Origin of the sequence: Cryobacterium sp. TMN-39-2 (genome assembly GCF_004402745.1) — a bacterium.
Lineage (GTDB): Bacteria > Actinomycetota > Actinomycetes > Actinomycetales > Microbacteriaceae > Cryobacterium > Cryobacterium zongtaii.
The window spans coordinates 66910-87098 of the sequence record NZ_SOFX01000022.1 but is presented as its reverse complement, the minus strand read 5'-3'; the positions used below and the strand labels follow the sequence as shown (position 1 = coordinate 87098).

The 20189-nt window shown below is 67.9% G+C and carries 21 protein-coding genes and 1 tRNA gene; 3 read left to right on the top strand and 19 right to left on the bottom strand.

Annotated features, from left to right (window positions below; translation table 11 throughout):
* The 5 genes from E3O57_RS07355 to E3O57_RS07335 all read right to left on the bottom strand — a co-directional run.
* A partial coding sequence (locus E3O57_RS07355; RefSeq protein ID WP_166804764.1) for an Ig-like domain-containing protein occupies window positions 1-1422 on the bottom strand: 1422 nt, incomplete at its 3' end.
* Between the two features lie 3 nt (window positions 1423-1425).
* Window positions 1426-2151 (bottom strand): hypothetical protein, encoded by a 726-nt coding sequence (locus E3O57_RS07350; RefSeq protein ID WP_241990340.1) that lies wholly within the window; start codon window positions 2149-2151, stop codon window positions 1426-1428.
* Window positions 2135-3850 (bottom strand): serine/threonine-protein kinase, encoded by a 1716-nt coding sequence (locus E3O57_RS07345; protein WP_103479803.1) that lies wholly within the window; start codon window positions 3848-3850, stop codon window positions 2135-2137. Before E3O57_RS07345 ends, E3O57_RS07350 begins: the two co-directional genes overlap by 17 nt.
* Window positions 3850-5238 carry an FHA domain-containing protein gene (locus E3O57_RS07340; protein ID WP_133159825.1) on the bottom strand — a complete coding sequence of 463 codons (1389 nt, stop codon included), beginning with the start codon at window positions 5236-5238 and terminating at the stop codon, window positions 3850-3852. The genes E3O57_RS07345 and E3O57_RS07340 overlap by 1 nt, the downstream gene beginning before the upstream one ends.
* Before the next feature lie 21 nt (window positions 5239-5259).
* Window positions 5260-6141 carry a PP2C family serine/threonine-protein phosphatase gene (locus E3O57_RS07335; protein WP_103479801.1) on the bottom strand — a complete coding sequence of 294 codons (882 nt, stop codon included), beginning with the start codon at window positions 6139-6141 and terminating at the stop codon, window positions 5260-5262.
* 199 nt (window positions 6142-6340) lie between these two features.
* Here E3O57_RS07335 and E3O57_RS18660 point away from each other — a divergent pair, with 199 nt between their 5' ends.
* Window positions 6341-6634, top strand: a complete 294-nt coding sequence (locus tag E3O57_RS18660) for a 2TM domain-containing protein (RefSeq protein WP_165787985.1) — start codon at window positions 6341-6343, stop codon at window positions 6632-6634.
* Between the two features lie 77 nt (window positions 6635-6711).
* Here E3O57_RS18660 and E3O57_RS07325 read toward each other — a convergent pair whose 3' ends face one another.
* Window positions 6712-7272 (bottom strand): DoxX family protein, encoded by a 561-nt coding sequence (locus E3O57_RS07325; RefSeq protein ID WP_198415728.1) that lies wholly within the window; start codon window positions 7270-7272, stop codon window positions 6712-6714.
* Window positions 7273-7423: 151 nt separating this feature from the next.
* A tRNA-Glu gene (locus E3O57_RS07320) sits at window positions 7424-7499 on the bottom strand.
* 145 nt (window positions 7500-7644) lie between these two features.
* Between E3O57_RS07320 and E3O57_RS07315 the strand changes: the two genes are divergently transcribed.
* Both E3O57_RS07315 and E3O57_RS07310 read left to right on the top strand, forming a co-directional pair.
* A complete protein-coding gene (locus E3O57_RS07315; RefSeq protein ID WP_103479799.1) occupies window positions 7645-8283 on the top strand; it encodes an MBL fold metallo-hydrolase in 639 nt (212 codons plus the stop codon).
* Window positions 8284-8304: 21 nt separating this feature from the next.
* Window positions 8305-8688 carry a YciI family protein gene (locus E3O57_RS07310; protein WP_088456523.1) on the top strand — a complete coding sequence of 128 codons (384 nt, stop codon included), beginning with the start codon at window positions 8305-8307 and terminating at the stop codon, window positions 8686-8688.
* On the opposite strand, the gene E3O57_RS07305 is transcribed toward E3O57_RS07310, so the two are convergent.
* From E3O57_RS07305 to E3O57_RS07250, 12 genes are all read right to left on the bottom strand, one after another.
* Window positions 8685-9785 carry a DUF475 domain-containing protein gene (locus E3O57_RS07305; protein WP_103479798.1) on the bottom strand — a complete coding sequence of 367 codons (1101 nt, stop codon included), beginning with the start codon at window positions 9783-9785 and terminating at the stop codon, window positions 8685-8687. The two genes, E3O57_RS07310 and E3O57_RS07305, sit on opposite strands and share 4 nt — an antisense overlap.
* Window positions 9786-9869: 84 nt before the next feature.
* On the bottom strand, window positions 9870-12710 hold the full coding sequence (locus E3O57_RS07300) for a LysM peptidoglycan-binding domain-containing protein (RefSeq protein WP_165787984.1): 2841 nt from the start codon (window positions 12708-12710) through the stop codon (window positions 9870-9872).
* A 21-nt stretch (window positions 12711-12731) separates the two neighbouring features.
* Complete coding sequence (locus E3O57_RS07295; RefSeq protein WP_198416814.1) at window positions 12732-13163, bottom strand: hypothetical protein; 432 nt, start codon at window positions 13161-13163, stop codon at window positions 12732-12734.
* On the bottom strand, window positions 13160-13663 hold the full coding sequence (locus E3O57_RS07290; RefSeq protein ID WP_103479796.1) for an ATP/GTP-binding protein: 504 nt from the start codon (window positions 13661-13663) through the stop codon (window positions 13160-13162). Before E3O57_RS07290 ends, E3O57_RS07295 begins: the two co-directional genes overlap by 4 nt.
* A 455-nt stretch (window positions 13664-14118) precedes the next feature.
* Window positions 14119-14760: a hypothetical protein gene (locus E3O57_RS07285; RefSeq protein WP_133159823.1), complete on the bottom strand. Its 642-nt coding sequence runs from the start codon at window positions 14758-14760 to the stop codon at window positions 14119-14121.
* 53 nt (window positions 14761-14813) lie between these two features.
* Window positions 14814-15269 carry a TadE/TadG family type IV pilus assembly protein gene (locus E3O57_RS07280; RefSeq protein WP_103479795.1) on the bottom strand — a complete coding sequence of 152 codons (456 nt, stop codon included), beginning with the start codon at window positions 15267-15269 and terminating at the stop codon, window positions 14814-14816.
* Entirely contained in the window at window positions 15266-15685 is a 420-nt protein-coding gene (locus E3O57_RS07275; RefSeq protein WP_103479794.1) for a TadE/TadG family type IV pilus assembly protein, read from the bottom strand. Before E3O57_RS07275 ends, E3O57_RS07280 begins: the two co-directional genes overlap by 4 nt.
* 10 nt (window positions 15686-15695) lie before the next feature.
* Window positions 15696-15887 carry a hypothetical protein gene (locus E3O57_RS07270; RefSeq protein WP_103479793.1) on the bottom strand — a complete coding sequence of 64 codons (192 nt, stop codon included), beginning with the start codon at window positions 15885-15887 and terminating at the stop codon, window positions 15696-15698.
* Window positions 15888-15938: 51 nt separating this feature from the next.
* Window positions 15939-16817, bottom strand: coding sequence for a type II secretion system F family protein (locus E3O57_RS07265; protein WP_103460404.1), 879 nt, complete (start codon window positions 16815-16817; stop codon window positions 15939-15941).
* A 1-nt stretch (window position 16818) separates the two neighbouring features.
* Window positions 16819-17718: a type II secretion system F family protein gene (locus E3O57_RS07260; RefSeq protein WP_103479792.1), complete on the bottom strand. Its 900-nt coding sequence runs from the start codon at window positions 17716-17718 to the stop codon at window positions 16819-16821.
* The gene (locus E3O57_RS07255) at window positions 17715-19328 is read right to left on the bottom strand and encodes a CpaF family protein (protein ID WP_103479791.1); all 1614 of its coding nucleotides are present in this window, start codon (window positions 19326-19328) and stop codon (window positions 17715-17717) included. The genes E3O57_RS07260 and E3O57_RS07255 overlap by 4 nt, the downstream gene beginning before the upstream one ends.
* The gene (locus E3O57_RS07250) at window positions 19325-20188 is read right to left on the bottom strand and encodes a hypothetical protein (protein ID WP_103460401.1); all 864 of its coding nucleotides are present in this window, start codon (window positions 20186-20188) and stop codon (window positions 19325-19327) included. The genes E3O57_RS07255 and E3O57_RS07250 overlap by 4 nt, the downstream gene beginning before the upstream one ends.
* Window position 20189 lies beyond the last annotated feature (1 nt).

The following is a 20189-nucleotide window of genomic DNA, read 5'->3' as shown; positions in this document are numbered from 1 at the left end:
ATCGGCCACCGTGTACCGGAACGACACCGTTCCGGCCGCATCCTCGGCGGGAGTGAACTGCACGGCCCGGCCACCGTCGATGTAATCCAGGCTGCCCTGCGACGGGGAGAACCCGCTGATGTTGGTGACCGTGAGCACGTCACCGTCGGGGTCGGTGTCGTTCTCCAGCACCGGCAACACCGTCGTCTTGCCCGGCCGTACCCCGTACGCGTCGTCGCGCGCCAACGGGGCTCGGTTCACATCGGTGCGCTCAGCGATGGTGTCTTCGAAGGACTGTTGGGCGGCTTTTTCGGTGCCGTCCTCAGCGTCCGATTCCTCGGGCGGGGTGACCTCTTCCCAGTTCTCGACCAGGCGCATGTTCGAATCCACCAGCCACACGTTGCCATTGGAGAGGTTGTTCAACGCGATCACATCACGGTTGACCCTGAATTCAAGCACCGACCCCTGGGTGGGCTGCTGGATCGTCTCCCGCATTACCTCGGAGCCGTCGCAGTCGGCGAGGTAACGCTGGGCACCCGACCAGGCCGCGTGCGCGCACCCGTTCAACCACACCGGCGCCGACACCGATTTCGGATCGGTCACGGCGGCATCCAGCTTCGCGTCGACCGTGACGATGTCGCCGCCGTTCAGAGGCACCCTCAGCAGCGCCTTCGTGGTCGCCACCAGCGCCACGTCGTTCTCGGCCCCGGTCTGCTGCAGCTTCAGGGCAGTCTGGGGAACCTCAATGCTCTCACCGTCGACAACGAGCCGATGGTTCTCCGTGTCCAGCACAACGGCGGTGTCCCCCACCGCCGCAATCTGGAACTCGCCCAGCTTCGGCAGGTCACTCGCTACAGGTTGGGCCGTGTCTTCGGAGGACGGGTCGTAGCTGAAGAGGCTCTTTTCGGTCGATGATGCTCCGAAGACCACGCCGTCCTGCGAAACGGCGATGTGGCCGCCCGCACCGAGTTCCATCACCGGGTCGGTGGTTTTGGGGTCGAAGCTCAGTTCGCCGGCGGCGTTGAGTACCCACACGTCACCGGAGGGGGCCATCACGGCGATCGAGTCGCCGCCGTGGAGCACCTCGGAACCGGGCGTCACGTCGACACGTTCGCCAAGGGTGGTGAAGGCGGGGTCGATACGTTCGATCGAGCCCACACTGCTATCGATGAGGAAGACGTCATCGCCGTTCTGCAGCACGTCGAAGGCGCTGGACGCGGCGTTGACCGAGGCGTTGAGCTCCTCGATCTGCCGGTTCAACCGGCCGGCCAGCAGCTGCTTGCCGTTGGTGACCCACACATCACGGGCCGAGAGGTCGACATCCGTCACCGGGAAACCCTCGTGCAGCACCGCGAACGACAGCGGCACGCCGGCCATCACCGACAGGGCCACTACCGAAGCCGACATCTTGCGGCCGCGCAACCACGAACTCAGGGTCCCCACCGGTCACTCCCCCTCGGCCGCCCGGTCGAGCAGGACAACATCGTCCAGACTCACCAGCCGGGTGGCGACGGCGTACTCCACCAGTCGAGCCCGCCGATTGGTGGCCAGATGGCCGGTACCGCCGCGGAGCCCGGCGACGCCGAGCTTGTCGAGTTTGCTGCAGACATTGTCGAGCTTGCGGTTGAACGTGGTCATGCTCCAGCCCAGCCGGGCCGCGGCCTCCGCCGAGCTGGGAATGGCGCCCCGCCCGGGCACAGCCTGGGTGAGGATGCTCTCGGACAGGGCCACGATCAGCAGGCGCTGACTTGTCGTGAGGGTCACGGGCAGGATGGTGGTGGTACCGCCCTCGTGCGAGGCCGACAGCGAGGTGTTGTAGAAGTCGGACTCGGCGTGGATGGTGAAGTCGTAGGTGGACGAGCCGGCGCTGAACATCACGTGCATGGTCTGGAAGACGATGGGCAGTTTGGCGCCGGGCGCCAGCCAGGCCTGCACCGTGCCGGTGGTGTCCGGCACCGTCGCAGACAAGAGGTTGCCCACGTTCGCGATCCACCACATTCCGTAGTCCTCGTAGAGCCGCAGGAAGGTGCGGTGCAGATACGGATTGTCGTCGATGGTGAGGTCGGACTCGCGCCCGATCGAGAAGTCCGCTCCGGGCTCCACCCCGTACCACTCGCCGCAGAATTCAATCCGCAGCGGCTGCACCGGCGTGATTTCAGCGGTTGCAGGCACGGTTGGCCTCCGAAATCTTGCCGTCGGTGCGTTGCAGGTAGATGTCCACGCAGACCGTGCTGTCGGGCACGACGCCGTCGACGGTGATGTCGGCGACAGCGCTGAGCTTGGGCTGGTTGGGGGTTTCGGCGCGAGCCCACCTGTAAACGTCGCCGTCCAACGGGGACGGGTTGCTGACCGTGAAGGTGACCTGACTGCCGTCTTCGGAGGTGGCGGTGCCCTCGAGGACCGGCGCCGGCACTCCGGCGGCGGAATTCACGCTGTCCGGTTTGGCCGGTACCGGAGAGGCGCTGGGGGTGAGGGCGGAGTTGTCGATGCCGGTGAGTGTGACCGCGGCGACCACGGCGCCGATCAGGAGCACGGCCGCGGCTATGGACCCGATCATCACCAGGCGGCGACGGCCGGATGCGTTCTCTATCGGGGCATCGTCGGCGGCGGCGGGCGCTGAGACGGGTTCCTGTGCTCGTACCGAGCCGCGGGGGCGTACGACGGTGGCTTCCTTGGCCGGGTTGGGGGTGCCGGGGGCGGGCGTGCCGGCGTCGGCGCTCCTGGCGGGAGCGCTGCCGGATGGGGCGCTGCCCGGTTCGATCACCCGGGCGCCGCGCACGCGTGTCGCGTCCGCCTGATCCGGTTCGGCGGGCGGCGCTGCGGGCGTCGCCGGGGCGGCCCGGGCCGGAGCCGGGGCCTGCGCGGCGATCGACACCACGGAACGCGCCCGGGTCTCGTCGTCGCCGGCCGGCGCATCCGGTTTGCCGTGCTCGGTGCCCGCGATGGTGGGGATGTCGATACCCGTTGGCGCGTAGCCGAGTTCGAGCTCCACCCGCTGGAGGGCGCGAGCGAAGTCCACGGCGGTGGCGAACCTGTCGTCGCGTCGGGTGGCCATGGCCTTGGCCAGTACGGCCACGAGCGAGCGCGGCACATCGTCACGGCCGATGGGGGTGATGGCACCGCGTTCGATGCGACCGATCAGATCGAGGGTGCCGTTGGAGCGCCCGTGGATCTCGAACGGCGTCTGTCCGGCCAGGAGGGTGTGGATGGTGGCGGCCAGCGAGAAGACGTCGCTGCGCACGTCGGGCCGCGGGTCGTCCTCGAACATCTCCGGCGGCGACCAGGGCACACTCATGCCGACCGACTGGCTTTCTCCGGTGCCGGTGGACTCCGACCCGGCCGGGCGGTGGTTACCGGTGCTGGTTTGTACGGGCAGTTCCTCGTCGAGGCTCGATGAGATGCCGAAGTCGGTGAGGGCGGGCCAGCCGAAGTCGTTGGTGAGAACGTTGGCCGGTTTGATGTCGCGGTGCAGGATGCCGGCCGAATGGGCGGTCGCGATCGCGCCGGCCAGGCGTACTCCGGTGCGCAGGGCGTCCTCGACCCCGAATTTCTGGCGCTTGTAACGCTCGGCCAAGCTCGGGCCCGAGCAGTGCTCCATCACGAAGTACGGGCGGCCATCGCCCGCGACGTCGGCGTGGTAAATCGTGACGATGTACGGATGGGTCGACAGTTGCGCCATCAGGTTGGCTTCGTCGACGAACTGCGCCTGGGTGGAGGGGTTGAGCTGCTCGGTGAGCAGGACCTTCACCGCGACCCGGCGGCGGGGCAGGCGCTGCTGGTAGAGGAACACGTCGGAGAAGCCGCCGGAGCCGAGGACGGAGACATATTCGTAGCCGGGCAATTCCGGGGCGACGGACGGCGCGCGGCGCATCACTCCTGGCCGACCGTGAGGGTGATGCCGCTACCGAGGTCGATGACGGTGCCCACGATGACCGCGGTGGGTTCGCCCTGGCGCAACTTCTGGGCCGGCTTGCCCGGCAGCACGACCAGGGTGCCGTTGCGGGAATGCAGGTCGGTGACGACGACGGTGTCGCCCTCGACGGTGAAGTGCACGTGGTTGCGCGACACATCCTGGTCGGCACCGCCCAGGCTCACCAGTTTGGGCACGAGGCCGCCGGAGATCTTGCTGACGCTCGGCGCCCGACCCACCCGGATCGGCTGGCTGAGCGGTTCCCGCACCCCGCTGGGCAGCAGCAGGTAGAGCCGAGGCGCGACGGCGGCTGGTTCGGCGGCGATACGGCGACGCGAAGCGCGCATCCTCTGGATGTCACCGCTCATCACGGTGTGGCCGTCGTGGTCGCCGGGCAGGTCGCCGTCGAGCTCGTCGTCGTCCGGGTCGTCGTCGTCCGGGTCGGTGTCGTCAGGGTCGGTGTCGTCACGGTCGGTGTCGGAGGGGCCGACATCTGCCTTCGCGACGGGCTCGTCGTCATCGGCCTCGGCTTCAGGCCGCACGGCCGCCTGCTCGACACCGCGCATCACGGTCGCACCGAACAGGTGGTCGTAGCCGCCGGCGGGGTCGGCGTCGGGCTCCGGGGCGGGCTCGATGGCCGGTGCGTTGGCAGGCTCCGCCGCCGGGATGTCGGAGATGGTCTGTTCGCTGGCCGGTTCGGCGATCGGGCGGGCCGGCGGCAGCGGCGGCGGTGCGGTCTTCGGCGCTGCCGGCGGCGGCACGATCTGCGCGGTCGGTTGCACTCGAGCGGGCTCGACTCGAGTCGGCTCGGCCCGAGTCGGCTCGGCCCGAGTCGGCGACGCCGCACTGGCGCCGTCGACGGCCAGGCGCAGGCGACGGGTGCGCACCATGCCCGCCCGGAGGGGAAGGCCGGCCCCGAGCAGCAGGGCGGCGAGGTCATCCGTGCCGATCGGGTCGGCATCCGCAACAACGGGCACAGCGGTCACCGAGAGAGCGGTGACGTCCGCTACGGAGCGCTCCACCCAGGTTGAGACGCCCAGGCCGCCGATCGACAGGTCACCGTCGGCCGTGGTCAGAACGACCTCGACTTCTCCGCGCACAAAGACCCGTACCGTCGCCGGCACCGAGTCATCCCAGGTGAGAAGCGCGAACGGCGGGGTCTTGGACAGGCCGCCGGCGGTGAGGTCGTCGAGCACGGCGCGGGCACCCTGCTCGCTCGACCCGGCACCGACCAGGCTCGCCCAGACGCGGGCGCCGGCGGCGGAATCGGCGGCGGGCAGGAGCACCAGACGGTCCCCCGTCGCAGCCGCCAGCCATCCGCCCCGGTTGTCGTCGTCGTACGAAAGCACAGATCCCCCCATTGCCGTTCTTCAGTCCGGATTCGTGTTGCGTGGCCGCGTATCTTCAAGATTCTGGTGCAACCCTGCCGGGCTTTCGCGGGTCACATCGTTGTCCGGACCAGGATCGCCCCAGGTCGACTCGACGATGACGACGGTGACATTGTCCCGGCCGCCCTTGGCCAGCGCCGCGGCGACGAGCACGTCGGCCAGTGATCCGAGGTCTTCCGGAACGGCGTGCGAGGCCAGCAGCTCCGCGATCTCGACGACCGACAGTTCCTTGGTGAGACCGTCGGAGCAGAGCAGGAAGGTGTGGCGTCCGGTCGCGGGCAACAGCCAGACATCCGCGTCGACGAATTCGTCGGCCCCGATGGCGCGGGTGATGACGTTGCGGTCCGGGTGTCTCTCGGCATCCATCGCCTTGATCAAGCCTGCGTCCACCATCTCCTGAACCGCGGAGTGGTCGACGCTGAGCTGCTCGAGGGTACGACCATCCCAGGTGTAGATACGGGAGTCACCGATATTGAACGCCATCCAGTGAAAGCCGACGTCGTCGCCGGCATCGACGAACGCGACGCCGGTGAGGGTCGTGCCGGACACTGCGGTACCGAAGTCGTCAGCAGCGCTGAGGTCGCGCACCGCGTCGTTCGACGAGTGGATCGCGTCGAGGATCCGCTCGGGGGTCGAGGGCACGCCCTGTTCGATGTGGTCGTCGAAGACCCGGATGACGGTCTGGCTGGCGGCGTCACCGTGCGCGTGACCACCCATGCCGTCGGCGACGAAGAACACCGGTGACTGGGCCAAATAGCTGTCCTCGTTGACCTTGCGCACCCATCCGACGTCGCTGCCGGCACTGAAGCTGAAGTGCACGCTCGAGTCGCCGAGGGTGATCGCACTCTCGCCGTTGACTGCCATGTGCACTCCGAAAAAATCCGTCCGGCTCCGATTCGGAGCGCTTCCGCCCTGTTCGGGGGAAGTCGAGGTACCACCGTACCAATACCCCGGGCTTGTTCAGACGCACTCTGACCGGGAAATACGGGCGTCGCACTCCCCTTCGGCCACCTCGGCCGGTCGGGGGATGGTCGCGGCACCGTACCGGCGATACCCTCGCGGTATGAACAACGAAGAACTCCGCAAACTCGCGACGAAGCGGCTCAAGGCGCGCCGTGACTTCTGGAACTATTGCGGCGTCTGGCTCGGGGTTTCTCTCATCGTCATCGCCGTGTGGTTGTTGACGGATCCGGGCGGGTATTTCTGGCCGATCTGGCCGATCGGCGGCATGGGCATTGCTGCCTTCTTCATCGGCCTCGACGCCTTCGGACCCAACCGGGGCATCATCACCGAAGACGCCATTGACGACGAAGTCGCCCGAATCACCCGCGGCAACCAGCGCGGCGCCGCCAAGTAGCCTGCGGCCGGCTGCGGGTAGAACAGAACCGGCCACCCCGAAGGGCGGCCGGCCAGGTACTTCTGCGTGCTGACTGGCTAGATCAGCCAGGTGTACTTCTGCACGATCGGCAGTGCCTTCCAGGTCTTGCCGAAGCCCCAGGTGTCGCCGGCCGCGAAGACGGCGACGACGATCAGAGCCAGCGCGTAGATGATGTGGTAGTCCACCAGCGGGTTGGTCGAGGCCGCGCCGGCGGCGAAGGGCCACTCGGCCAGGTACATGAAGACCATGATGAGGCTGCCGGCAACGGCGCTGACGCGCAGACCCACACCGAGCATGACGGCGAGTCCCACGGCGATCATGCCGAGCATGAAGAGGAAGTCCACCAGCGGGCTGGCGATTCCGACGAAGAACGGTTGCAGCGGTCCGGTGACGCCGGGGCTGTTCAGGAAGCCCTGCGCCGGGGTTCCGCCGTTGAGCCAGGCACGCTCGGCGGGAGTGGAGAAGCCCAGACCGAAGGTCTTGTCGAGGAACGCCCAGAGGAAGATGAATCCGATGGCCAGTCGCAGCACCGCGAGGGTTCGACGCTGGAGCAGGGTGGTGCCGGTCGTCGCGGCGGGGGCTGTGACCGCTGCCCCGCGGGTGGTGCTGGTGGCCATGGGAGGTTTCCTCTGGGTCGATTGATGGCGCCCGTGTCGTCTGACATTGGGCTGTGAGTCCCAGACTCCCAGCCGGCGTTCAGCAACGACAGGGTCGAACGTCCCAAAACAAAAAATGCCCGGCCTCCTTCGTGAGAAGGAGGCCGGGCGTTGGTGACCCCAACCGGATTCGAACCGGTGTTACCGCCGTGAGAGGGCGGTGTCCTAGGCCGCTAAACGATGGGGCCGTTTTTGCAACTTCACGAGTATGCCACAGCCTGGTTACCGAGTTCAAATCGAGCGCGTCGTCCGCGCGTCGTGCGGGGTGCAGGTGCTCACAGGATACGCGTGTCGCGCGTTGCCCGCGGTCTGGTTTGGGTATTAGCTCGAGACATGAAGTTGACCAAACTCGAACACGCCGCACTCGTCCTCGAAGCCTCTGGGCAGAAGCTGTTCATCGATCCCGGCTCGTTCACCACCGCACTGACCGAGACCGCCAATGCGGCCGCGATCGTGATCACCCACGAGCACGCCGACCACTGGACACCCGAGCAGTTGAACCGGGTGTTGGCCATGAACCCCGGCGTTCCCATCTACGGGCCGGCCGGTGTCGCCGCAGCGGCCGGTGACATCGCCGTGACCGTGGTCGCCGAGGGAGATACCGTTGAGGCCGGGCCGTTCACGCTGCGGTTCTTCGGCCAGAAGCACGCCGTGATCCACTCGTCCATTCCGGTGATCGACAACGTGGGGGTGCTCGTGAACGACGAGCTGTTCTACCCCGGTGATGCGTTCACCATCCCCGAGGGAGTCACGGTGAAGACCCTGGCCGTTCCGGCTGGGGCGCCGTGGCTGAAGATCAGCGAGGTCATCGACTACGTTCTCGCTATGAAGCCGATGCGCAGCTTTCCCACCCACGAGATGGGTTTGTCGCGGAGTGGCAAGGACCTCGCCGGCTCCCGCATCAAGTCCGCCACGGAGCAGAACGGCGGCACCTTCTTCCCGCTCGAACCCCACGAATCGCTCGACCTGTAACCGCATATCGAAGGAGATCTCATGCGCTTCTCGTTGCTCATCATCAAGGCTGAGACCAGGGAGGGCGATATCTCCGAGGAGGAGCTGCCGCCGTTTCGGGAGCTGTTCGACGCGTACGCGGCGTCGTTACAGGAATCGGGCGCGTTGGTCGCAGCGGACATCTTCAGGCCCGCCGCGGAGTCAACTACGGTGACGCTCCGCGGCGGCAGCCGGGAGGTGCGCGACGGCCCGTTCATCGACGCCGTCGAATCCCTGTCCGGCTGCTTTGTGATCGACGTGCCGAATCGGGCCGCCGCGCTGGAGTGGGCGGAGAAGTGCCCCGCCGCACTTTACGGAGTCGTCGAGGTGCGCCCGGCGGCCCTGGCTTTCCACGACGGTCGCTGGCGCGGTGAGAACCGACGCTAGGGACTGTCGACGAGTTCAGGGGCCTTCACCTGGGTTTCGGCCGATTCGCGCCGGTTCGCGAGAACCGACGAGAGGAAGGCCGCGCAGATCAGGAACACCCCGATGAGACCCGTGACGATCTCCGGGATCTCAAAACCGATACTCAGAAGCAGGATGCCCGCGAGCGCACCGATGGCCCAGTGGGCGCCATGGTCGAGGTAGATGTAGTCGTTGAGGGTGCCCTGGCGCACCAGGAAGATGGTGAGCGATCGGACGAACATCGCGCCGATCAGACCGAGACCGAGCAGGATGATAATCGGGTCCGCGGTGATTGCGAACGCGCCGATGACGCCATCGAACGAGAAAGAGGCGTCGAGGACTTCGAGGTAGAGGAAAGAAAAGAACGCTGCCCGGCCGGTGAGTACGGCAAGCGTGGACGCGCCGCCGCGTGTGGTGTCCGAAACTGCCTCGGCCGCGTCGCTGCCCTCGAACAATGACCCGAGTCCGTTCACCAGAACGTACGTGATGAGGCCGAGCACGCCGGCAACAAGCACCACAGAGGCATCTTCGGCAATGGCAGCTCCGCCCAGCAGGGCCGCGAGCGCGACAACGTACGACAGGGAATCAAGCTTTCCGACCCGTGCGAGCGGCTTCTCCAACCAGCTGAGCCAGGTGATGTCCCGCTCTTCGAAAATGAAATCCAGAAACAGCATGAGCAGGAACATTCCGCCGAAGGCCGCAATCTGCGGGTGGGCATCGTGCAGATAGTGGCCGTAGGTGCCGACGGTGGCCGGGTCACCCTTCTGCAGGGCCAGGGTGATGACCTCGCCGAAAGACAGACCCGTGGTTGCGGACACCAGGATGAGCGGCATGATCAGGCGCATCCCCACGACGGCGATGAGGATGCCGATCGTGAGGAAGATCTTCTGCCAGAATCCCGACATTTTCTCCAGCACCCTGGCATTGACAACCGCGTTGTCGAATGACAGAGAGATCTCCATCAACCCGAGGATCACGCAGAGGGCAACCGCAGCCCAGCCGCCGTAGACCAGCGCGATGACGAGCGCTATCAAGGACACGATGAGCGACCACGAGAAGTGGTGGAAGAAGGTTTTCATACTGACTTGGTTGGGATCACCCGTTCGGGCTCTCCGCATCCTTTCTGACAAATTTTGCGCGACGGTGCAGTTTTTTGACCTGTCTCACCGGGTCTCGACAGGCTCGACCAACGCCGCAGGCTCGACCAACGGTACAGGCTCGACGAGCCCGCGCGCGCTCGCGGCGAGGGCAGCACTGTCGGCGTCGCCCGAGATCCGGGCCCGCGCCGCAAGCTCGTCGGCGGCGTCCAGGACGGCTCCGGTGATCTCCTCCCGAAGCGGCTCGGCCCAGACGAAATGGTTGGTCGGCAGGCCGCTCAATGGCTCCCCGGTGACCAGCCGCAGGGCGCTGACCAGTGTCGCTGTCGTCGTGAGGGTGACATCGTCGCCGAGCAGCTGCCGCCAGACGTCCCAGTCGCTCTGCACATCGGGGTGCAGGCGCAGGCCGTCCGCGCCGACAACCGGCAGGTACGGTTCGTCGTCGGTGCTGTCGCCGAGCCAGGCCCGGGTCTCGTTCGTCAGCGCGTTGCGGTTCTGCTGGGCGGCCAGGCCGGTGGGCAGATCGGCCGGCCAGAGTGCCGTTTGCACGTCGACCGCGCTGGCAGTGCGGTGCACCGTGAAAAAGGCCACCAGCTCGGTCGCCCACGGCAGCCGAAACAGTTCTGCACCGCCGGCAGTGCCGCGAGGTTCAACACCGCGGGCGCCAATCACTTCGACCGGCCCGAGCAGGCGAATCCACGGGGCACCGGATGCTCCGACGTCAGCCGCTTCCGCCGTACCGGTCGAACCGGCTCCGCCGACACCCGCCGCACCCATCTGCCGCGCCCACTCGGGCCCGGTCACGCTGTGGGCGGCGGTGCTGCGGAACAGCTCGATCAGCCGGGTGCACTCCGCGGCCCCCAGCAGCTGCGGGGCAAGGCTGAGCCCCACCGGCAGCAGCCGGGCGGCGCCGATGTCGTCGACGTTGAGAGTCCAGGGCGCCCGGTCGGGTGCCGCCGCGGCGCGGGCCGTTGAACCCGACTGGACGATACCCAGCCGCGCGGACCGGGCGGCCAGGGCGGCCCGCTGCCGGTCGGAGAGTGGTTGCGCCAAGGCGAGGATCACAATTTCCGGGGTCTCCGCGGCGAGGCCATCTCCGGCCGGGTGCGCCAGGAGGGTGGCCACATCCGGCACATGCCGTAGCCGTGGCGAAGCCAGCGCCGTGGCCAGGTCGTCGGCGGCGCCGACGACGGTGACGCGGATCTCGGAGCGGCGGCTGGTCGCCAGTTCGGCGGCGATCGCGGTGAGCACGCCCAGCCGCAACTCGGGCGGCCCGGTCACGCCGAGCGTGCCGAGTCGCTCGAGGTCCACCAGGATGTGCGCTCCGGCTTGGTCCTGGCCGAGGGTCACGAATGCCGGGTACGGCGGCTGCGGCACCCGTTCCACTCCGGGCAGTGCAGCCCGGTCAATCGTCCAGGCCGTCGTGCTGTTCGCGGGCACGACGTTGGCAGGAACAGCCTCGGTGCGGAACGGTCGCGGTAGCGGGTCGGTGCCGGACAGATACAGGGTGACGTCATCATCGGCGAGACGGATGGCCTCAATCGAGGGCAGGGTCCTCCCGGTGTCCTCGGCCCACACGGCCAGGTACCGCAGTGCGTGATCGATGTCGTCCAGGCCCATCCGGTTCTCGACGGCGCGCAGTTCCAGTTCCAGGGTGCTGGCTTCAGCGGTGGGTAGGGCGATCCGGCGCCCGAACTCCCGGCGTCCACGCTGACCGGCCCGGCGCAGCCCGAGCAGCCCGAGCAGTCCCACGGCGAGCACCGCACCGATGCCGCCCGTTGTGTGTGCGGGTGCCGTGTGCGAGAACGCGGCAGCCCCGGCAGCGTTGGCTTCCACCCCGGCTGAGGCGTCAACGGGAGCGGCCACGGCCGGGGTGACGGTCGGCGATGCTGCCTCGATCGTTGCTCCGACCGGTACTCCCTCGGCAACCGGGCTGGCGGCTGCTGTCCCGGCGACCGCATCCGGTGTCGGTGCGCCGACGCCCGGCAGGTTCACCGTCTCGCCGGGCTGAATCAGGTTGGGGTCGGTGATCGTGGCGCCGTCGGGTTGCACCACCGCGGCACTGGCCGCGACGATCTCCGGGTACCGGGTGCCGTCGCCGTATGCGTCGGCGGCCAGGTCCCAGAGCGTGTCGCCCTCGACGACAACGTGCTCAGCCGGGGTGGCGGCTTCGGGAGCAGCCGGAACCGCGGCATCGGCGGGGAGGGTCAGTACCCAGCCGGCGTTGAGCCAGTTCTCGGCCGTGAGGGAATGACCGTCGCCCTGAGCCACTCCCAGGTTCAAGCCCGCGATCTCGGCGAACCGCTCCCCCGACCCCAGGTGCTGCTCCGCGATTCGCCAGAGCGAGTCGCCGGGTTGCACGACGTAGGTGGGCGCGGCGGCGATCGGCGCGGCGGGTGCAGCCTCCACCGTCGTGTCGATGCTCACCGCGGCGCTGTCCGTCGATCCCGCGCCGGTGCCGCCATGCGCCTGGGTCGAGCCGAACGTGGCACCGGTGCCGCTTTGGGACACGCTGACGGATGCGGGCGCGGACGCGGGCGATCCCGCAGTCGACCCGGCGAGGGCTCCGACGCCGGTGAGCATCACGACGATGGCGCCGATCAGGGCCGCGGCCCAGAGCTGTTGCAGGCCGAGGCCGGGCAGGTGCGGGCTGGGGATGCCGCGAATGTGCCCCGGCAGCTCCACGAGGAAGCCGAGCGCGAAGGTGGCCCAGGCAACCCAGGCGATCAGGGGCAGCAGGGTGCCCACCAGAAACTCGCCGCCGTAGTCCGGCGTGCTCAACGCCCGTGACAGCTCGTCTCCGCTGGGGAACGGGTTGCCGGCTAGGAACAGCAGGGCGGCCGGGATACCTACCAGCAGGGCGAGCACGAGCACCAACGAACCGAGTCCGAGAGCGAGTCTTTTCATGGTGGTCTCCTGCATCGAAAACTATTGGGTGATCAGCCGGGCCGAGGCTTCCCCGGTGCCGGGGAGCTCGACGATGCCGATCAGGCTGAGAAAGCGGGTGCTGTAGGTGGTGCTGACGGTGACGGTGACGACCTCACCGGTGACTGTGACGGTGCCGGGCATGCCGGCCGCCGCGAGGTAGGCCTCGCCGGCCGCGGTCGCCTTCGCGGCGTCGAGGGTGAGCGCGCCCACCCGCACGGTGTCGCCGCCGATCGAGTTCGTGGCGGTGCGGGCGGCGGATGCCGCGACCAGGTCGGCGCGTTCGTTCGCCTGGATCTTCCCGGCGCCGTCGACGACGAGGCCGATCACGACGATCAGGGTGACGGAGACGAGCAGGAACGAGACCGACGCGGACCCGCGGTCTCCGCGCAGCGCGGCGAGCCGGTCCCGGAGAAACACCGTAGGCCTGCTCATCGGCCGGGTCCCACGTTCACCGATTGGATCTCGTTGATCCGCACCGCACTGGTCGCGGTGGTGGTCAGCGGGATCGTTCCGGATTCTCCGCCGCCCTCCCAGCTGACCTGCCACTGGCTGGTCGCCGTGATCGGAAACGTGCCGCCCGGCTGGGTGGCGGAGGTACGGGCGTACCGGTGACCGCAGGTGGGTGAATCTACGGCGCCATAGGCAACCACGAACGGGGTTCCCGCGTTGGCGCAGGCGACGGTGGTGCCGTCACCCATATTCCAGACAATGGAGCTCACCTGCGCTGTCGCGGTGATGGTCACACCGCCCAGGGTCGTCGATTGCACGTATGGGCCGTAGCTGAGCGGGGTCGGGTTCGCCGCCCACATCCAAATAGGGACGCCCACGTAGCTCTTCGAGCCGGCCACGGTCGGATCCGGTGCAAAGCCCACTGTGATGCCCTGCAGCCGGAAGCTGCTGATGAGTCGCTGAGCGGCCTGTCCAGGTGTCATTGTATTCACGCCTGGTGGTGGGGTGTCAGACCAGTACGTGAGGATGTAGCACTCGTACAAGCCGCAAGAATCCGCGGGAGGGTCGCAGGTGTACCACGCACCGTTGGCGTCCTCCCCCGGCGGGATCTCGAGTTGAGGGCTAGTGAGCTTGATATAGCAGTGCCTCTTGTTGCTCCAATATCCGTTGTCGGTAGAGCAAGGTACGACGACGTTTGTCGCATCGGCGAAGTTGGGCCAGGTGCACTCAACCGGACCGGGGGTGAAACCGGTCTCAGGATCGGGGTTTGAGATGGGATCTGTGCCTGGCAGTTCTCTTACTTCATAACAAACATCCGTGAACTCGTTGCAGTAAAGACCGGGTGCGGTCTCGGCGAAGGCCGCGATGGGAGCGCCGGCAACTGCTCCTGCCACGAGTGCTCCATTGAGCAAGGTGAGGAGGAGCAGACGTCTGTTGTTTAGCAAGCTTCACCTGTGTCATCCAACGACCTCACAAACCAGGCACCCGCGGCGGGGCTATATACGACAGTTATTGTCGACAAACCACGCGGGTTCGGTGGCTGGGGTGCAGCCTCCCCGCTGGGCAGGGTGACCGTTCGGGTGGAGCTGTCGTAGCAGGTGGTGACCATCACCGATCCGAAGGGGACGGTCGTCCCATCCGCTTCCAGGCCCCCAGAATATGAGTCCTCTACGGTGCTGGTGATTCCCCCGGTGACCACGTAGCCCTGATCGGCGATGGCTTGAGCCGTGGTGATGACAGAGGTATTTGCTGGAGGGACTGCAACCGCGTTGATTCGCTCGGGTGAAACACCCTTCTCCGCAATAACAGCGTTCATGATCTGAACGAACTGAGCGAGGGTCGCCTCAGCCGCGACCACAGCCTCAGACTCGCTCGTGGGAGCAGCCGCTGAGGTGGGTGTCGGCGCGGGAGCCGCCGAGCTCTGTGGAGTAGCTGTCGCGGCGGTGGCTTCAGGGGTCGGCGCAGCCTGTGGTGCCGGGCTCGAACAACCTGCCAGAATCACTGCGGCCACCAGGGACGAGCCCAAAAGGCCAAACGTGCGCTTCTGACTGATTGACATCGGGGTGATCAGCGTGGTCATGGTGCTCCTTTGAAGGGCTGGAAGTACATCAGATGCGATGAGTCGGCGAGAAGTCATGGTCGTTCCCGGAAGGCATCCACGGGCGAGCTCGCCGTGGTGGTGATGGTCTTGGCACCGGGTAGGCCGGGCAAGGCGATGTCGGTCAGGTCCAACGTGCAGCTCAGGGTGGCGCTCACGGTGCCTACCTCCCCCAGGGGAACATTGAGCCCACTGTCGTCAACGAACACGCTGAAGTCCGCGCAGGCGAGGCCGGACTGCGCCACCGAGGTCTGCGCGGCCAGCTGTGCGCTGGCCTGGGCGCCGGCGGTCGTGCGGGACAGGGACGCGTCCCGGGCCGCGGCGACAGCGGCGGATTCGACGGCGTTGCCGGCCAGGGCCACCCGGGCACCGGCCACCAGCAGCAGGATGACCAGTACCAGCGCCGGCGCGATCAGCACCAGTTCGACGGACATCGAGCCGCGCTCGCCGGAGCCGTGCAACCGCCCGCGCAGCCATCGACGTAGCCTCATGGTGTGATCCACCGTTCTACCGGTCCGGACACTGTGCGTTCCACTCGGGTGTCCCAGCCGGGAACCAGCGTGGGTGCGTTGCCGCTGACGGTGACGGTCACGGTGGTGATCGTTCTATCCACCACCACCACGGCACCGTCGAGCACAGTGCCGGTCTGCTGGGCAGAAGCGGTGCCGGCGGCCACGCCATCCGCCGCCACGGCGTCATACAGCCGGGCCGCGTTGTAGGCGCTGGACGCTGCGGCCTGGGCGATGTTGCCGGCGTGCAACCACACCGCACCCTGCACAATGACGAAGAAGACGCCGAACAGGATCGGCAGCACGATGAGGGCTTCCACCGTCTGTGAACCGCGCTCTGACGCCCCCTCACGACGAAGTGCCGTGAGGGTGGTGCGGAAACGCGGTCGTCTGGCCATGGTCTGCGGCTTAGCCCGGCAGCTTGCCGACCTGGGCCTGTACGAACGCCGTCACCGCGGCGATGACGATACCGGCGATCACGAGGATGCCGACGACGAGGAAGATCCACTCTACGGTCTGCAGGCCGGCGTCTCCGGTGGAGCGCACCAGACGGGCGCGGCGGCGAACTTCGGTGAAGAGGGATTGGGCGAGAGTGAACATGTGGCGCTCCTGATGATGTGCGGGTTGAGAACGGATGGGTCGGGCGAGAAATCAGGCGATGAGAAGGTTCATGACCAGCGGGGTGAGGATGATGCCGACGAAGACCATGGCGAGCATGGTCATCGGGATGGTCATGCGCTCGCTGGCCTCGTTGGCGTGGGTGTGTTCGTTGTTGAGCAGTTGCACCCGCAGGGACTTGCCGCGGGCCCGGAGGGTCTCGTACACCGAGGCGCCCTCTTCGCCCGAGAGCCGCACGATCTTGGCGACGTCGGCGAGTTCGGGCACGCCGATCTCCTCCGAGAACGTCGTCAGGGCGTCCCAGGGCGGGGTGCCGGCGTACTGCGCCCGGGTGAGTTCCTGGCGGATGCGCACGAACACCCACGACCGCCCGACCTGCGCCGCGGAGAGCAGCGCATGGCCGGCCGGGGCGCCGCGGCGCCGTTCGGCGGCGACGAGCTCGAGGTAGACCGCCACGGCCCGGGAGAATTCCTCCCTGGCGGTGGCGGCCTTGGCCTTGAGATCCTGGTCGGGACCGAACCAGAGCGCGACACCGAGCGGGATGCCCAGCAGGGCCGGCAGGTAGAACGGCACAACACCGAGCACCTGCAGGAACAGGCCGAACAGGCTGGGCGCGATCAAGCCGAATGCCGCCAGCAGGGCCTTGTCGGAGAGGTACTTGTTCACTGACACGCCGACGAGGGCAAGGTTGCGGGTGGGCAGGGTGAAACCCGGCAGGTCGGGCAGCCGGGCGCGCACCCAGCTGCCCACCCGCACCTCGAAGGAGGCATCCGTTTTCGCGTCGACGGCGGCGGTATTGCCCAGGCGGGTGATCGCGGCGGCCAGCTGCGGCTGCTTGGGCAGCAGTTGGGAGAGCACGAGCGCAACGCCGAGCCCGGCGATCACGCCGGGGATCAGGGCAAGCTGCCACATCTCAGGCCACCTTGCCGTGTGCGGAGTTTTCGTGCGCGGAGTCGAGCGGGTTCTCCAGGATGCGGGGCGTGGGCTTGCCCACCGTGATGCGCCCCAACCAGCCCAGCAGCACCACGTAGAGGGTGAGCCAGACGAACAGGGCCACCTGGCCGAAGAAGGTCTGGTACGGCTTCATGAACTCGCCGACGAACGGGATGACCGCCAGCAGTGCGAGCGTCACGATGGTGATGATGCGCACGCTGACGCGAGGCTTGGCGCGGTCGGTTTCGATCTGCCGGCGTACCCGCACCTCGTCGAAGACGATCTGGGCGAGGTCGTCGAGGGCGTTCACCAGGCCGGGGCCGCGCTGCTTCTCGGCGAGCAGAAGGTGGGCCACGACGAGGTCGGCGGTGGGGTCGTTGAGATCGTCGGCGAAGCCCTGTAGGGCGGCGGAGGTCGCCCACCGGGCGTTGATCCGGGCGATGAGCATGCTCACCTGTTCCTTGATCGCGCCGGGCGAGCTGCTCAGCGACGCGGCGATGGCCTGCTCCATTCCGGCGCCGGAGACGATCAGGCCGGACAGGCTCCTGGTCCAGGTTTCGAGGGCTTCCAGCCGTTCGATGGTCTCGTTCTCGGTGCCCTTGACCAGCAGAACCGGCAGGCCGATCGCGGCGATGGGCACGGCGATCACGGCGACGAACCACCCGGTCACCAGCCAGGCGAGCACACCCAGGACGAGGCCGCCGAGGGCCAACAACTGACGTTTCCGGCTGAATTGACTGCGGTAGGCGCGCACCCGCAACCGCAGCACACCCGGCGGCCTGGCCTGGGTGGGCGGGGGCGCGGGCAGCACGCCGAGCACCACGACGAGTAGACCAAGCAGGCCCACGACGGTGCAGAGCATCAGCAGGGTGGTATTCACGAGGGCGCACCGCCCTGCGTGGGGATCAGCAGGGCCGGGTCGAACCCGGCGTGCACCAGCTGGGCCAGGGTCTCATCGCGGGGCCGGTTGGCGGTCACCTGTTCGTGCGTGTACGGGTCGGCGCGGAAGATCGGGGTGGCGATGGGCCGCGAGCCCTCCCCCGGGCCGACCTCGGAGATCTCGGTGATGATGCGGCGCACCCGTCCGGTGGCGAGGTCGCGCACCTTGCTCACCTGCACGATGAAGTTGATGTGCTGGGCGATCTGCCGGTAGGCGTAGGCATCCGAGGTGTTCAGGCTCTTCTGGGTGAGGGTGGCCATGCGCTCGATGGCGTTGGACGGCGACTCGGCGTGCAGGGTGCTCAGGGAGCCGACTCCGGCCTGCATCGCCTGGAACATGGCGTCGATCTCGCCGCCGCGCACCTCGCCGACGACGATCCGTTGGGCGTTCAGCCGCAGCGCCTCTTCGAGCAGCTCCACCAGGGTGATCTCGCCCGGCCGGCTGCCGTCGCTGGTGCGCTCGCCCTGACCGGGCCGGTACTGCAGGGCCGTCACGATGTGGTGGCGGTCGCCCATGCGGTCCAGGTGCAGCTCGCGCTCCTTTTCGATGGTCACGATCTCCTCCATCGGGTCCATGCTGTTGCACAGGGCCCGCACGAGGGTGGTCTTACCGGCGTTGGGATGCCCGGCGACGACGATGGACTTGCCGGCCCGCACGGCGGCGTCGAGGAAGGCGCTCATCGGGTGGGTGAGGGTACCGTGGTTGACCACGAGGTCGTCGAGGGTGATGTCGACGAACCGGTGGATGCGGATGACGATCTTGGGCCGCGGCGAGATCGGCGGTGCGACGGCGGCGAGCCTGGCGCCGCCGGGCAGGTCCATGTCGAGGATCGGGTTGGTGGCGGTGAACGCTCGCCCGCTCTCGCCGCCCCGGGCAGCGAGGAACGCGATCTCGGCCATCAGGTCGGCGTCGGAGGAGGCCACGGGTTCGTGCCGCTTTTTCTCCCCGGACGCGTAGGTGAGCCAGACGTTGTCGTAGCCGTAGATGTCGATGTTCTCCACCTCGGGCTGTTCCACCAGCGGTTGCAACCGGCCGAGCTTGAACAGCGAGTCGAAGATGGCCTTGGCCATAGCGGTCTGGGTGCGCGGATCCCAGGCGCTGGTGCCGCCGGCCAGGCGCACCATGTCGTCGACCTGCGAACGGATGACGTCAACGATGTGCGCCTGCGCCAGGGCCTGCCGGGAGGCGTCGGTGAGGCTGGGCGAGGCCAGTTCGGACTGGGCCAGCAGATTCGCGACCTGCTCGCGGAGCCCAGCGACGATATCCCAGGGCAACGAAACGGGCAGGCTGCCGTCCAGCCCACCGGCCCACAACGGATCCACGGCCGCCGGAGCTGTGGCGGAGGTCGGCCCGTCACCGTGACGGCGATGGACCAGCAGGGCGTCGGACGGGTCCTCATCCGGAATGCTGATCGGCGAACCGCCGGCGAAGAACGGCAACTCGGCGATGTTCCGGGGCCGGTCCAGGTCGTCGGTCCGCTGGGTGGAGTCGGTCGACTCGGTGTCGTCCATGGGTTCGGTGCGGTCGGTCAGCCCGGTGCGGTCGGTCACGAGGGATCTCCTGCCTGGCTGGCGTCGGCGAGCGCGGTGTTGGTCTGCACGGTGTTGGTCTGCACGGTGTCGGTCGGTTTGCTCGGGCGGCGGCCGAGCCGGGTCGCCCGCATGGCGAGTCCCTGACTCAGCGCCTCGGTGGCGGTGGTGAGCGATCGGGCCAGGGGCGCGCGGTCGAATCGGAGCTGCCGGGTGGCGCCGAGCGAGTACACGGCGGCGGAGCGCACGTCCCAGTCGAGGCGCGCGGCCACCGGCAGTCCCAGGACCCGGCTGATCTCGGCGGAGGAGTAGCTCTCGTGGGCCGAATCCACCAGGAGCAGGGAGAGGGCACCGTCGCGGCCGGCCAGTCCGAGCGCCGTGCCGAGATCCCCCACCCGCGGGGCGAGTGCGGCCACATCGGGAAGCACCGGGCGCGCGACCAGCAGCACGCCGTCGGCCTGCTGCAGCAGCGGCATCCGCGAGTCGTTTTGGCTGAGCCGCCCCAGGTCGACCAGAACGTCGACGCCTGCCGCTTCGAGCCCGGCGAGCGCCGCACCCAACGCCACCCACAGCGTGGTCGTGCCGCGGGCGGCCTGCAGGCTGGAGAAACCGGGGATCAGGTATCGCTCCGGGGCGAGTTCGATGGTCTGGGCCCACAGGTTCGCCAGGGTGATCTCACCGCGCTGGTGGTCGACCGACAGCGGGGTGAGTCCAAGGGCGTGGTCCACCTGGCCGCGGAGGAATCCGGGCAGGATGCTGCTGGACTTGGAAATGTCGGCCTCGACGAGGATCACCGGACGCGGCCAGTTCAGCGCGGCGCCCACGGCCACGGTAGTGACACCGGGCGAGCCGGCCAGGCTGGTCAGGGCAAGGATCGCCACT